The 12,941-nt window shown below is 71.8% G+C and carries 13 protein-coding genes; 2 read left to right on the top strand and 11 right to left on the bottom strand.

Features of this window, described 5'->3' with window-relative positions; genetic code table 11:
* Positions 1–6: 6 nt before the first annotated feature.
* From ACWEFB_RS25315 to ACWEFB_RS25275, 9 genes are all read right to left on the bottom strand, one after another.
* Complete coding sequence (locus ACWEFB_RS25315; protein ID WP_326562381.1) at positions 7–912, bottom strand: lysophospholipid acyltransferase family protein; 906 nt, start codon at positions 910–912, stop codon at positions 7–9.
* Positions 912–2,012 (bottom strand): NAD-dependent epimerase/dehydratase family protein, encoded by a 1,101-nt coding sequence (locus ACWEFB_RS25310; protein WP_452289221.1) that lies wholly within the window; start codon positions 2,010–2,012, stop codon positions 912–914. The genes ACWEFB_RS25315 and ACWEFB_RS25310 overlap by 1 nt, the downstream gene beginning before the upstream one ends.
* A gap of 123 nt (positions 2,013–2,135) precedes the next feature.
* Positions 2,136–2,237, bottom strand: coding sequence for a 30S ribosomal protein bS22 (locus ACWEFB_RS25305; protein ID WP_020520584.1), 102 nt, complete (start codon positions 2,235–2,237; stop codon positions 2,136–2,138).
* Positions 2,238–2,489: 252 nt separating this feature from the next.
* Positions 2,490–2,702, bottom strand: coding sequence for a helix-turn-helix domain-containing protein (locus ACWEFB_RS25300; RefSeq protein ID WP_121157347.1), 213 nt, complete (start codon positions 2,700–2,702; stop codon positions 2,490–2,492).
* A gap of 195 nt (positions 2,703–2,897) precedes the next feature.
* A complete protein-coding gene (locus ACWEFB_RS25295) occupies positions 2,898–4,082 on the bottom strand; it encodes an ABC transporter permease (RefSeq protein WP_326562379.1) in 1,185 nt (394 codons plus the stop codon).
* A 45-nt stretch (positions 4,083–4,127) separates the two neighbouring features.
* Positions 4,128–5,024, bottom strand: coding sequence for an ABC transporter ATP-binding protein (locus ACWEFB_RS25290; RefSeq protein WP_452289218.1), 897 nt, complete (start codon positions 5,022–5,024; stop codon positions 4,128–4,130).
* Positions 5,021–6,436, bottom strand: a complete 1,416-nt coding sequence (locus ACWEFB_RS25285; protein ID WP_452289216.1) for an efflux RND transporter periplasmic adaptor subunit — start codon at positions 6,434–6,436, stop codon at positions 5,021–5,023. The genes ACWEFB_RS25290 and ACWEFB_RS25285 overlap by 4 nt, the downstream gene beginning before the upstream one ends.
* Positions 6,437–6,526: 90 nt before the next feature.
* On the bottom strand, positions 6,527–7,852 hold the full coding sequence (locus ACWEFB_RS25280) for a hypothetical protein (protein WP_326562376.1): 1,326 nt from the start codon (positions 7,850–7,852) through the stop codon (positions 6,527–6,529).
* Between the two features lie 260 nt (positions 7,853–8,112).
* Complete coding sequence (locus ACWEFB_RS25275; RefSeq protein ID WP_326562375.1) at positions 8,113–9,030, bottom strand: proline dehydrogenase family protein; 918 nt, start codon at positions 9,028–9,030, stop codon at positions 8,113–8,115.
* Between the two features lie 349 nt (positions 9,031–9,379).
* Here ACWEFB_RS25275 and ACWEFB_RS25270 point away from each other — a divergent pair, with 349 nt between their 5' ends.
* A complete protein-coding gene (locus tag ACWEFB_RS25270) occupies positions 9,380–9,985 on the top strand; it encodes a CGNR zinc finger domain-containing protein (protein ID WP_452289213.1) in 606 nt (201 codons plus the stop codon).
* Between the two features lie 39 nt (positions 9,986–10,024).
* Here ACWEFB_RS25270 and ACWEFB_RS25265 read toward each other — a convergent pair whose 3' ends face one another.
* Together ACWEFB_RS25265 and ACWEFB_RS25260 are read right to left on the bottom strand one after the other, a co-directional pair.
* Positions 10,025–10,846, bottom strand: coding sequence for a sugar phosphate isomerase/epimerase family protein (locus tag ACWEFB_RS25265; protein ID WP_452289313.1), 822 nt, complete (start codon positions 10,844–10,846; stop codon positions 10,025–10,027).
* A 54-nt stretch (positions 10,847–10,900) separates the two neighbouring features.
* On the bottom strand, positions 10,901–11,845 hold the full coding sequence (locus tag ACWEFB_RS25260; RefSeq protein WP_452289211.1) for a Ppx/GppA phosphatase family protein: 945 nt from the start codon (positions 11,843–11,845) through the stop codon (positions 10,901–10,903).
* A gap of 132 nt (positions 11,846–11,977) precedes the next feature.
* Between ACWEFB_RS25260 and ACWEFB_RS25255 the strand changes: the two genes are divergently transcribed.
* Positions 11,978–12,826 carry a hypothetical protein gene (locus tag ACWEFB_RS25255; RefSeq protein WP_452289311.1) on the top strand — a complete coding sequence of 283 codons (849 nt, stop codon included), beginning with the start codon at positions 11,978–11,980 and terminating at the stop codon, positions 12,824–12,826.
* Positions 12,827–12,941: the final 115 nt, after the last annotated feature.

The raw sequence follows: 12,941 nt of genomic DNA, 5'->3' as shown, positions 1-12,941 counted from the left end.
CGGCGGTCAGGGGCCGAACGGGTCCGGGCGGCGTTCCAGCAACTGGTGCAGCGTCTGCTGGATGGTCTCGCGTACCTGGTCGGCGAGGTTGAACACGACCAGCGGGTCGTCCGCCTGGTCGGCCATGCCCTCGGTCGAGATCGGCGGGCAGAACTCGATCAGCCACTTGCTCGGCAGCGGCACCAGACCCAGCGGCCCGAGCCACGGGAAGGTCGGCGTCAGCGGAAAGTACGGCAGCTTGAGCAGCCGGGCCAGTGGCTTGACGTCGGCGAGCATCGGGTACGTCTCCTCGGCCCCGACGATCGCCACCGGAATGATCGGGGTGCCCGTACGCAGTGCCGCCGAGACGAACCCGCCCCGGCCGAACCGCTGCAGCTTGTAGCGGTCGGAGTAGAGCTTGCCGACCCCCTTGAACCCCTCGGGAAACACCCCGACCAGTTCGCCCCGGCCCAGCAGCCGCTCCGCGTCCGGGTTGCACGCCATGGTGCCGCCGGTCTTGCGGGCCAGTTCGGAGACGCCCGGCATCCGGAACACGATGTCGGCGCCGAGCAGGCGCAGGTAGCGGTGGGCGGGGTGCCGGTCGTGCAGCACCGCGGAGAGGATCAACGCGTCCAGGGCGACGGTGCCGGAGTGGTTGCCCACCACCAGCCCCGCGCCCTCGACCGGCAGGTTCTCCACCCCGGTGACCTCGGTACGGAACCACTCCCGGTAAAGCTGGCGCAGCAGCGGATGGAACACCCGGTCGGTCAGCTCGGGGTCGAACCCGAACTCGTCGATCTCGTACTGACCGGTGAGCCGGCGGCGGAGGAACGCCAGCCCGGAGGCGACCCGCCGGTCCCAGACGTCGCCCGGCTGGTCCGGCACCGCGGGTCCGATCGGCTCCGGCGCGGGTGGGCGCCCGTTCTCACTCATCAACGGTCACTCGCCGGTGGTCGCCGGTCCGAGGGGTCGGCCACCGCGGCACGTACCTGACGGATGCCGTCCAGGATCGCCCGCTCGGCGGTGGCGAGCTGGTCGGGCCGGACCACCGTACGGTCGGTGTGTCCGCCGATGAAGTCGTCGAACGCGGCGGCGGTCGAGCGCGGGGTGAAGCCGTACTCGGTGGTGAGCCGGGTGGTGTCGACGACCCGGCCGTGCACGAAGAGATCGACCTGGTCCAGCCCGTAGCGCCCGAAGCCGAGGGTACGGGCGATCCCGGCCGCACCCGACAGACCGGGTTCGAGCACCGGTACGGCGACCCGCCCGGAACGCCTGATCGCCTGGGACAGGGCGAGTACGCCCGGACCGGCGACGTTGTACGTCCCGCCGTGCTCCTCGGTGACCGACCGGTACAGCACTTCGAGCGCGTCGGAGATGTGCAGGAACTGCAGTCGCGGGTCCCGCCCGAGCACCGTCGGTACGACCCGCTGGGAGAAGTAGCGGGTCAGCGTCGTGTCGGCGGTGGAGCCGATGAACGGGGCGAACCGCAACACGGTGGCGGTGACGTCGGGCCGGCGTCGACGGAAGCCCCGGACGTAGCCCTCGATGTCCAGGATGTCGCGGGCGAATCCGCCGCGCGGGACCGCGTGCGGCTCGGTCTCCTCGGTGAAGACCGCCGGGTCGCGGAACGACGCCCCGTACGCGGCGGTGGAGGAACGGACCACCAACCGGCGCAGCCTCGGCGCGCGTTGGCAGGCGGCGAGGAGCTGCATGGTGCCGATGACGTTCTGTTCCTTCATCGCCGCCCGCCCACCGTGCTGCTGGTCGGGGGCGGTCACCAACGCGAGGTGGACCACCGAGTCGGCGCCCAGGTCGTCGATCACTGTGCCGACCGACGCGGCGTCGGCCCGTACCCGGTCGACCCCGTCGAGCAGGGGGGCGAGTTCGGTGGACGGGTCGGCGGCGTCCAGGCCGACCACCCGCTCGATCCGGGGATCGGCGGCGAGGCGGGCCGCGACGTGGGCACCGAGGTAGCGACTGACCCCGGTTACCACGACAACCCCCGGTGCACCGGAGGTGCGGCCGGGGGTCATCCCACGCTCCCCGTCAGCGGGTACGGGCGCAACGGCCCGGACCACCGCGACCGTGTCACGGGTGCCTCCGAGGGTCGACGGGTGGCAAGTGGCGCCATGAGCCGGGCGAACGCCCGGCCCAGGTCACTTGCCGAGCTTGCGACGCTGGACGCGGGTCTTACGCAGCAGCTTGCGGTGCTTCTTCTTAGCCATGCGCTTGCGGCGCTTCTTGACCACCGAGCCCATACGACAGCCCTTCCGATGCAACGTGCGGGTCGGCCCGGAAGCCATCGTCGGATGGCTCCGGGAACCGAACTGGACAACGGACCGGACCCGGCTGGTGGGTGTTGGACGCACCAAGATGGGATCACGGTCGCGGTCCAGGGTAGCCGTCGCCCCTGCACAGGCCCAACGCGGCCCCATGCACAGCCGTCATGGCCCCGGCCACGACCACCCCGGCCTGCACCGCCCCGACGCCGGAGGGCGCCGCGGGCGGGATCAGGCCGTTTCTTGAAACGCGCCGCGCAGGTACTCGTGCACCGCGTGCTCGGGCACCCGGAACGACCGGCCGACCCGCACCGCGGTGAGTTCACCGGAGTGCACGAGCCGGTAGACGGTCATCTTGGAAACCCGCATCAGAGTCGCCACCTCGGCGACGGTCAGGAACCTGACCTCCGACAACCGAGCGTCGGACTGTGGTGATCCCGTCATGGCTCACCGACCCATTCCATTCCCCGGCGCGTGCCCCCGGGCGGGCTGCTCCCGCGCCACGGCGGGCAACGCGCGTGTTACCAGTACGGTAGCGGGACGGCTGTGACCTGCGCGATCCCTTCACGCTGTTGATCATAGGTAGTCAAGCCGCCACACCGTTGCGAGCAGGCATATTCCACCCGGTAGGGGACAGAACTACTCCGCCCGCAGCGCGATCACCGGATCCAGGCGTCCCGCACGACGGGCCGGCAGCACCCCGAAGACGATGCCCACCACCGCCGAGACCCCGAAGGCCAACGCCAGCGACCAACCGGTGACCGTCGCCGGGACCGGGGTGAGTCCGGCCACCAGCAACGCCCCGCCGATACCTAGCCCCATCCCGGTCACCCCGCCGAGCGCGGTCAGCAGCACCGCCTCCAGGAGGAACTGCAGCCCGATGTCCCGGGGCCGGGCGCCGACCGCCTTGCGCAGGCCGATCTCCCGGGTCCGTTCGCGTACGGAGACCAGCATGATGTTGGAGACGCCCACCCCGCCGACCAGTAGTGAGATGCCGGCGATGGCGGTGAGCACCCCGGTCAGCACACCGAGGATGTCGCCGAGTACGCCGAGGATCTGCTCCTGGGTCACCGCGCTGAACTCGGTGTCCGGGTGCCGGGTGGTCAACTCGCCCACGATCCGGTTGCCCAGTTCGCCGATCCGCTCCCGGTCCGGCGCTTTCACGGCGATCCCGTCGATCCGCGTCGTACCGTAGAGCCGGTGCGCGGCGGTGATCGGTACGTGCACCTCGTCGTCCCGGTCCACGCCGAGACTCTGCCCCAGCGGTGCGAAGGTCCCGATCACGCGGAACCGTACCGAGGCGATCGAGACCTGCTGGCCGATCGGGTCCCGGTCACCGAAGAGCGTGCCGGCCACCCGCGATCCGAGCACCGCCACCCGGCGAGCGGTGTCCACATCGGACGAACCGAGGTACGCCCCCCGGTCGAGATCGCGGACGAAGACCTCCTGCGTCGTCTCCAGTACGCCCTGCACGGTGCTGAACACCGAACGGGTGCCGACCCGTACGGTCTCGCCAGAGGCGACCGTCGCGGTGACCTGACCAGCGTCACCGACCACCCGGGAGACCGCCTCGACGTCCGACAGGTCGAGCCGGGACACCGCCGGCGCGGCACCGAAGTCGAGCCGGCCCGGCACCACCACGAGCAGGTTCGAGCCGAGCCCCTCGACCTGCTGCTCGACCTCGCGCTTGGCGCCGGTGCCGATGGCCACCAGCACCACCACCGCGGCCACGCCGATGATCACGCCGAGCATGGTCAACGCGCTGCGCATCCGGTTGGCCCGCAACGCGTCCCGTGCCACCCGCCAGCCCTCAGCCAGCCGCACGATCCACCGGGTCCGGTCGGTTCAGGTGAAGCCGGAGAAGCCGGTTCACGTGGTCCCGCCGCGGCGGGGCGTGGGGAGGGGATGCGCGGGGCGAAGGCGCCCGGTGGCTCCGGCGGCGCCACCGGAGCCACCGGACGGGTGCCCCGACTCGCTTCCGGACGCGAACCGGGGCTCCGCGCTGGGAGCGGCGTCCACTATCTCAGGTGAGGAAACCGGCCCGACCGGCGCGGGCTCGTCCTCGACGATCCGCCCGTCCCGGATGATGATCTGTCGCCGCGTACGGGCGGCCAGTTGCCGGTCGTGGGTGACCAGTACGACCGCCACCCCGCGTTCCGCGTTCAACTCCTCCAGCAGGGCGAGTACTGACTCACCGGTGGCACTGTCCAGGTTGCCGGTCGGCTCGTCGGCCAGCAGTACGGCCGGCTCGGTGACCAGCGCCCGCGCGATCGCCACCCGCTGCTGCTCGCCGCCGGAGAGCTGGTTCGGCCGGTGCCCGAGCCGGTGGCCGAGGCCGACCCGTACCAGGGTTTCGGTGGCCAGCAGGCGTCGCTGCCGGGCACCGAGTCCCCGGTACACCAGGGGCAGCGCGACGTTGTCCACCGCGCTGGTCCGGGGCAGCAGGTGGAACGACTGGAACACGAAACCGATGGTCCGGTTGCGCAGGGCCGCCAGTTCCGGGGCGCTCAGCGTGCCGACGTCCCGCCCGCCGATGCGCAGCAGTCCGGCGGTCGGCCGGTCCAGGCCGCCGAGCAGGTGCATCAGGGTCGACTTACCGGACCCGGACGGGCCGACGACCGCGACGTGGTCGCCGGGCGCGATCCGCAGCGACACCCCGCGCAGCGCGGCCACCTCGCCCCCACCCAGGTCGTACGTCCGGGTCACGTCGATCGCCTCGACCGCGGCTTCGACCCCGTACCCGACCGTGGAACCGGTCCCGGTCAAGGGACCTGCTGTCCGGTACGGACCCGGTCGGTGCCGCGTACGACGAGCTGCTCTCCCGGCTGCACCCCGTCGAGGATCTGCACCAGTTCGGCCCCCTCGACACCCACGGTCACCGGCACCCGTTCGGCCCGACCGGACCGGACCAGCCAGACGTTGTCCCGCCCCTCGGTGGAGAAGACCGCCGCGGCCGGCACGGTCACCGCGTCGTCGGCCTGGCGTACCCGCAGGTGGGCGACGGCGCTCATGCCCGGGCGCGGTGCGGGGGCGGGGCGCCCGTCGGGGTACCGCCCGTCGGCGAGGGCGAGCCGGACCCGGTAGCTGACCCCGGCCCCCGCCCCGGCCGCCGGCAGTACGTCGACGGCGTGCACCCGGGCGTCGTACGTGGCGCCGGTGGCGGCGTCGAACTCGACGGTCGCCGCGAGTCCGGGCGCGACCAGCAGTACGTCGGTCTCGTCCACCTCGGCGACCAGTCCCAGTTGGGCGAGGTCCACCACGGTCATGATCGGTGTTCCGGCGCTGACCCGGCCGCCCACCGGTACGGCTCCGTCGACGCCGGGCACCGCCGGGTTGGCCAGTGGCCCGAGGCCGCGGGTCGCACCCGCTCCCCCGGCGCCGCCCGCTCCTCCGGTGATGCCGGCCGCCCCGAGCAGTCCGGTGAGCGCGTCGGCCGGACCGGTGTCGTCGGCGGTGCCGCCCAACTGGACCACTCCGCCGACCGGCGCCCGCAGGGTGAGCGCGTCCACGGTCGACTTCGCCAGGTCGTACGCCTGCTGGGCCTGGATCCGCTGGGCGGTGCCGAGTGCGCCGACCGCCGCACCGAGTTGGGCGACGCCGCGCTGTGCGGCCCGTACGGCCTGGTCGGCGGCGCGGGCGGCGGTTTTGTACTGCTGTTCGGCGGCCCGGACCTGGGCGAGTTGGGCGTCCCGGAGTCCGGGTTCGGTGATCTTCCCGGCGGCGTCCCGGGCGGTGGCGAACGCGCGGGCGGCAGCCTCGTCGGTGGCGCGTTGATTCCGCTTCAGGTCGGCGCGCCGGATGCCACCGGCGCCCCGGCCCGCCCGCTTGGCCGCGTCGAGTGCCTGCCCGGCCTGTTCGAGCCGGCTCCGGGCCACCGGGGAGTCGACCACGGCGAGGATCTGGCCGGCGGTGACGGTGTCGCCGGGGTCGACCCGCAGGTCGGTCAGGACGCCGTCGGCGGGCGCGCTGAGGGTCGCCATCGCACGGGCGGTGACGCTGGCCGGGGCGTCGACCAGTTCGGCGACGCTGGCCCGCGACGCGCTGGCGAGGGTGACCGGGGTGGGCTCGTCGCCGCACGCGGCAGCGCCGAGGCTCACCAGGACAACCGAGCCGACAACAAGGGCAGGCAGGAGGGGCCGCGACGCTGCGTACACGGGCGGCGACGGAACGCGACTCACGGCCTCATGCTACGAGCAACACCCCTGGTACGAGCACCGCGACGCGCGGTGCACCCACCCCCGGCCCATACAGCCGGCCGCTCTCGTCGGTCAGCGGGCGACGCTGCGGGCGTACCCCACGCACTCGTTGTGCAGGGCGCTCCAGTCCACGCCGAACGCCTGTTGGGCGGCGTCCCCCACCGAGCGCCCCTCGTGCACCACCAACCGGTAGAAGGCCAGCAGGTCCTCCTCGCCGAACCGGTCCACCAGGTAGCGGACGGCCAGGTAACCGACCCCGTAGCTGCCCGAGACCCGCCAGTCCTCCGCGCTGTCGGCCGGCTCGACCGATTCGAGCTTGCCGTTCCAGCCGCCGCCGGCGGCAAGCAGCCGGGTCACGTCGGCGAGTCCCTCGTACTGGGCCACCGGGCGGCCACCGGCACCGGCGTACTCGGCGATCCCCTCGACCAGCCACCAGTTCTCGCTGCTGGCATAACCCCGGCCGGGCAACGAGGCGGCATGCGTCATCTCGTGCCGCAGCAGGTCGTCGACGGCCGTACGGTGCAGCCCGTCGCCGTTGAGCACCACGTCGAACCGGTCGCCACCGATACCGACCGCGTACCCGCCGGTCCAGGCCGGTCGGCCGCCCCCGTACCAGAGTTTCCACTCGGCACCGGGGGCGTAGAAGATCCGGTAGACGTCCGGGCGGGTGCCGCCGACGGCGTACCGGTCGGCCACCACGGCCGCCTGCTCGGCAGCCTTGAGCAGGTCGGGGAGCTTGTCGCGTACCGTCTGCGGGACCGCGACCAGGGTCCGGGCGCCGATGCCGACCGCGAGGTCGCTGACCTCCCACGGCCTCGGTCCGTCCGTCCCGGACATGGACGGCTCGATGGCGATGAGGCGCGGCTGCGGGCGGACGTCGTCCCATCGGGTGCCGATCGTCACCGGACCGGTACGGCAGTCCGTCAGGACGAAGCAGTGTCCGATGGTGACCAGGACCCGCCACTCGCTGGTGTTGCTGTTCATCCGGGTCGGCCGGCCGTTGAGCGACGGATGCCAGGCGGCGACCTTCATCGACCGGAGCACCCGGAACTGCCGTTTCAGGTCGGCGGCAGCCGGTGACGCCGGATCGGCCACCGCGAGGAAGCCCTGCTCGTCGCCGCGCAGCAGGGCCTGTGCCTGCTGGTCCAGGAGGGCGTCGATCCGCTCACCGAGCCAGGCGGCGGTGACCTCCACCGGGTCGCCCGGCTCGGGGCTGACCGCCGGTGTCGCGCTGGCGGCCGTGTCGGGCAGGCTCGCCGGGTCCGGCATCCGGGCGATCAGCACCGCCGTCAACCCGACCGGCACCCCGCAGAACAGCAGCACCCCGACGACACCGAGAGCCACCCACAACGGCCACCGCCACCGGCGCACCGGCCGCGTGTCCACCCCGTCGATCACCCACGGGAGAGTACGACATCCCCCTGTACGCCGGATGCCCGCATATCCCCCGTACGGCAATCATCCGTACGCACGCCGCCGCGCCACCCTCCCCTGTGGAGGCACAACTCGGTTTCCGTCTACATCGTCTTTGATGTGCCCACATCAAAGACGATGTACGGAGAAACCGTGTCAGCGCGCTCGGGGCCGTCGCGCTCGGCGGGGCACACCCAGGTCGTGCCCGGCGAGCGCCGCCGTTCAGCTCCGGGAGAGGCAGCGGATCAGCTCCGGGAGAGCAGGGCGCGGGCGAAGAAGACCAGGTTCGCCGGGCGTTCGGCGAGCCGGCGCATCAGGTAGCCGTACCAGTCGCTGCCGTAGGGCAGGTAGGTCCGGACCGTGTGCCCCTCGCCGGCCAGCCGGATCTGCTCCTCCGGGCGGATGCCGTAGAGCATCTGGAACTCGAACTCGTCCGGCGAGCGGTCGAACCACCGGGCCCGGTCCTGGCCGATCGCGATCAGGCGCGGGTCGTGGGTGGCGAGCATCGGGTAGCCGTCACCGGAGAGCAGGATGTTGAGGCAGCGGACGTACGACTTGTCGACGTCGCGCGCCGACTGGTACGCCACCGACTCCGGCTCCTTGTACGCCCCCTTGCAGAGCCGTACCCGGGAGCCGGCGGTGGCCAGTTCTCGGCAGTCCGCCTCGGTCCGCCGCAGGTACGCCTGGAGCACCGCGCCGGTCGACGGGAAGTCCTTGCGCAGCCGCGCCAGGATGTCCAGGGTCGAGTCGGTGGTGGTGTGGTCCTCCATGTCGAGGGTCACCGTGGTGCCGGCAGCCGCGGCGGCGGTGCAGATCGCCCGTACGTTGTCGTAGGCGAGCTTCTCGTCGAACTTCTGCCCGAGGGCGGAGAGTTTGACGCTGACCTCGGCGGCCGGGGTCAGGTCGGCCCCGGCGAGCACGGTCAGCAGGGTGAGGTACTCCTCCCGGACCGCGGTGGCCTGCTCGGGGGTCACGGTGTCCTCCCCGAGGTAATCGAGGGTCACCGCCAGCCCGCTGCCGACGAGTTCACGGGTGGCACGGAGTGCGTCGTCGGTGGCGGTGCCGGCGACGAATCGGCGTACGACGTCCCGGGTGTACGGGGCCGTCTCGACGAGCCGCTCGACCCGGGATGACCGGGAGGCGGCGAGGATGACCGAGCGCATGCTGGGAGCGTAACGCCCGCCGTCGGGCCGGAACCGGGCAGCGGGCAGGTCCGATCCGCCGGACCCGGCCTCGGGCGGTTCCCCGACCGGCCGGCGGGGGTTACGTGGAAGTTGCGACTTTCACAGAACGGACCACTCGCCGAGGCCATGAGAACTTTTTCCGGAACACCCTTAGCTGTTGCCGGCATTTCTCGATTCGTCACCACGGATGACGGAGTATGTCATCAGCCACTGGGTCCGGCGCGGGTCGGGCAATCACAAAGTGAAAGCCTTATCACTGATACACGCCCGGCTTCTACGGCACTACGGTCAGGCGCCACTTCGGCCGCGAATCGTCTACGGTTGTCGGGTGAACTTCGACGCGTACGCCCGGACCGGAGTTGACCTTGTCAACGCGCGCCTGGACGACCTCGACGACCTGAAGGCGCTCTTCGCCGACGAAAACCTCTGGATGCGCGATGAGGTGGCCGAACGCGACGTGGCGATATTCCGCCGCGCACAGAAGCGTCTGCGTGACGTCTTCGAATTCGGCACCTCCGGCCGCGACGCGGCCGCGGTGACCGAACTGAACTCGCTACTGGAGACCTTTCCCGTGCAGCCCCGCATTTCCGGTCACGGATCCAGCGACTGGCACATGCACGTGACCAGCCGGGGCGCCTCGGTCAGCGCGGAGTATCTGGCCGGCGCGGTCTGGGGTCTTTCGGTCTGGCTCTGCGAGTACGGCAGCGCCCGCTTCGGCGTCTGCGCTGACGACCGCTGCGGCAACGTCTACCTGGACACCTCGTCCAACTGTTGCCGCCGGTTCTGCTCGGAGCGCTGCGCCACCCGCTCGCACGTCGCCGCCCACCGGGCCCGGAAGCGGGCCGCGGTCCAGGGGGCGGTGCAGGCGGCGGCCGTACCCAAGCCGAGCGTCCCCAAGTCCGCCCTCCCCGCACCGACCCTCACCAAGGTCTGAGAGCCCGGTCCCCACCCCAACCGAAGTTTCTACCTCCGGTTAATGCTTGAGGGTGGGGGCGGTGGCCAGGTGTTCGCGGGCGAAGGTCAGCGCCGCGCCGAGGTCCGCCTCACGGGCGGCGCGGCTCTTGGCGCCCCGGGTCGACACCTCGACCGCGATCGCGCCGGTGAACCCGCGACCGGCCAGCGAGGCGAGCAGTTCGGCGCACGGCTGGTTGCCCCGGCCGGGCACCAGGTGCTCGTCGCGCCCCTCGCCGGTGCCGTCGCCGAGGTGGACGTGGGCGAGCTTCGCCCCCATCATGTCGGCCATCTCGAGCGAGTCGGTGTGCGAGGCGGCACAGTGCGACAGGTCGAGGGTGTACGCGTCATACCCGGTGTCGGTCGGGTTCCAGCTCGGCACATACGGGACGAACTCCCGTCCGGCCATCCGGACGGGGTACATGTTCTCGACCGCGACGCGTACGCCCGGGTGGTCCTCGGCCAGCCCGTCGAGGATCGGGCCGAAGGAGCGGGCGTAGTCGCGCTGCCAGGTGAAAGGCGGGTGCACCACCACCGTCGGCGCCCGGAGCGTCTCGGCCAGTTCCACCGCCCGGCGCAGTCGCTGTCCCGGATCGTTGCTCCACACCCGCTGGGTCACCAGCAGGCACGGCGCGTGCACCGAGAGCACCGGTACGCCGTAGTGCTCGGCCAGGCCACGCAGGGCACCGGCGTCCTGACTCACCGCATCGGTCCAGACCATGACCTCGACACCGTCGTACCCGAGGGCGGCGGCGAGTTCGAAAGCCGCCGCCGTGGGCTCGGGGAAGACCGAGGAGCTGGACAGGAGCACAGGGGTCGCCACGGTTGTCAGCGTAGCTCTCAGCGGCACGAGCGCCACCGACAAGATGCCCTAAACCGCCCGTATCCGCAGGTCAGGTCATGCCGGTTCGAGTTGGTCCAACCGGCGGAGGATGACCCCTTCGCGCAGTGCCCACGGGCAGATGTCCAGCGACTCGATGCCCAGCCGCCGCATCACCGCCTCCGCCACCACCGCACCCGCCAGGAGCTGGTGCGCCCGGCTGCTGCTCACCCCCTCCAACTCCGAGAGCTTGCTCGGCGGGATGTGCCGGATGAACCCGATCACCTGCCGGAGGCCGTGCTGGGAGAGGCTGCGCCGGGCCCAGAGACCGGCACTGGAGGGGGCGGCCCCGGCCAGCCGGGCCAGCATCCGGAACGTCTTCGAGGTGGCCACCGGCCGTTCCCAGCCGACCTGGGTCATCCGCTCCACCACCGGGTCGAGCATCGAGTCGATGTACTCCTCGAGTTCCGCCACGGCTAGGGCCGACGGCGGCTCGGTGGTGCTGGGATCGACCCTGAGCCGTTCCCTGGTCAGTCGCCCGGCGCCCAGCGGCAGCGAGAGCGCGATGTCCGGGTCCTCGTCGATGCCGGCCGCGACCTCCAGGGACCCGCCACCGATGTCGAGCACCAGGAGCCGGCCGGCCGACCAGCCGAACCAGCGACGGACCGCGAGGAACGTCGCCCGCGCCTCGTCCGCCCCGGACAACACCTCGAGCTGTACGCCGGTCTCGGCCCGCACCCGGCCCAGCACGTGCGCCGCGTTCTTCGCGTCCCGGACCGCCGACGTGGCGAAGGCGAGCAGGTCGTCGACGGTCAGCCGGGCGGCCGACGCCTTCGCCTCGGCGACCGACGCCACCAGCGCGTCCTCGCCGCTTCCGGTCAGCTCGCCGTTGCGACCGATCTGCTCGGCCAGCCGCAGTACGGCCTTCTCCGAGTGCGCCGGCCACGGGTGGGCGCCATGGTGGGCGTCGACCACGAGGAGGTGGACCGTGTTGGAACCGACGTCGAGTACTCCGAGCCGCATGCCGAAACCCTAGACTCGCCCGCCGCCCCGGTCCGCTCGCACCCTGCGCACCGCGCCCGAAACGGCAGCTATCCGGCCTGGTAGACCCACCGGGCGTACGCTGACCAGGTGGCAGGCCGTACGCAGCTCCGCATTCTGGTCCAGGATCCGACCGACCCCCGTAGCCGGGAGGTCGACCTCGACTTCCCCAGGGAGTGGATCGAGTTCCTCGACCCGGCGGACTCCGAGCATCTCGTCCGCGCCGACCTGACCTGGTTGCTGTCCCGTTGGACCTGTGTCTTCGGCAAGGGCTGTCACGGCATCATCGCCGGCCGGGCCGCCGACGGGTGCTGCTCGCACGGCGCCTTCTTCACCGACGACGATGACGAGCAGCGGGTGAAGGCGGCGGCGAGCCGGCTCACCCCGCAGACCTGGCAGCACTACCGGCGGGGTTTCAAGAAGTACACCGAGATGGACACGGTCGACGGCAAGACGCCGGCCCGGCGTACCGCGACCCAGTCGTCCGGTGAGGGTCCGTGCGTCTTCCTCAACGACGCCGACTTCGCCGGTGGCGGCGGCTGTGCCCTGCACGGTCAGGCGCTGCGCGACGGGGTGCACCCGCTGGAGTACAAGCCGGACGTCTGCTGGCAGCTACCGGTCCGGCGGGACCAGGACTGGACCAAGCGCCCGGACGGCAGCAAGCTGCTGGTCTCGACGCTGAGCGAGTTCGACCGGCGGGGTTGGGGCGCGGGCGGCCACGATCTCGACTGGTGGTGCACCTCCTCGCCGGAGGCGCACGTCGGCCAGGAGGCCATGTACCTGTCGTACGCGGCCGAGCTGACGGCGCTGATCGGCGCGCCCGCGTACGCGAAGCTGGCCGAGCTGTGCGAGGCGCGCGGGAAGCGGGGCCTGGTGGCGCCGCACCCCGCCACCCCGGAGCCCCCGCCCACCCGACGGGTCACCATCGGCCGCAAACCGGCCACCCCGACCGCCGCCCCCTGACCGGCGCAGCCGCCCTGGTCAGAGTGGCGTGGATGACAATCACTTGGCACTGACAGACAGGTTTGTCTAGCCTAGCCGAGCTAGACAAACCTGTCTGTTCGTGCGCCTGTCCACG

It is taken from the genome of Micromonospora sp. NPDC004704 (assembly GCF_053601675.1).
This window is presented reverse-complemented; position numbering and strand designations above follow the sequence as displayed.

Excerpts from the sequence above, each read along its gene's own strand:
- ACWEFB_RS25315 (WP_326562381.1), bottom strand. The coding sequence starts at position 912 with ATGAGTGAGAACGGGCGCCCACCCGCGCCGGAGCCGATCGGACCCGCG.
- ACWEFB_RS25310 (WP_452289221.1), bottom strand. The coding sequence starts at position 2,012 with ATGACCCCCGGCCGCACCTCCGGTGCACCGGGGGTTGTCGTGGTAACC.
- ACWEFB_RS25300 (WP_121157347.1), bottom strand. The coding sequence starts at position 2,702 with ATGACGGGATCACCACAGTCCGACGCTCGGTTGTCGGAGGTCAGGTTC.
- ACWEFB_RS25275 (WP_326562375.1), bottom strand. The coding sequence starts at position 9,030 with ATGCGCTCGGTCATCCTCGCCGCCTCCCGGTCATCCCGGGTCGAGCGG.
- ACWEFB_RS25260 (WP_452289211.1), bottom strand. The coding sequence starts at position 11,845 with ATGCGGCTCGGAGTACTCGACGTCGGTTCCAACACGGTCCACCTCCTC.
- ACWEFB_RS25305 (WP_020520584.1), bottom strand. The coding sequence starts at position 2,237 with ATGGGCTCGGTGGTCAAGAAGCGCCGCAAGCGCATGGCTAAGAAGAAG.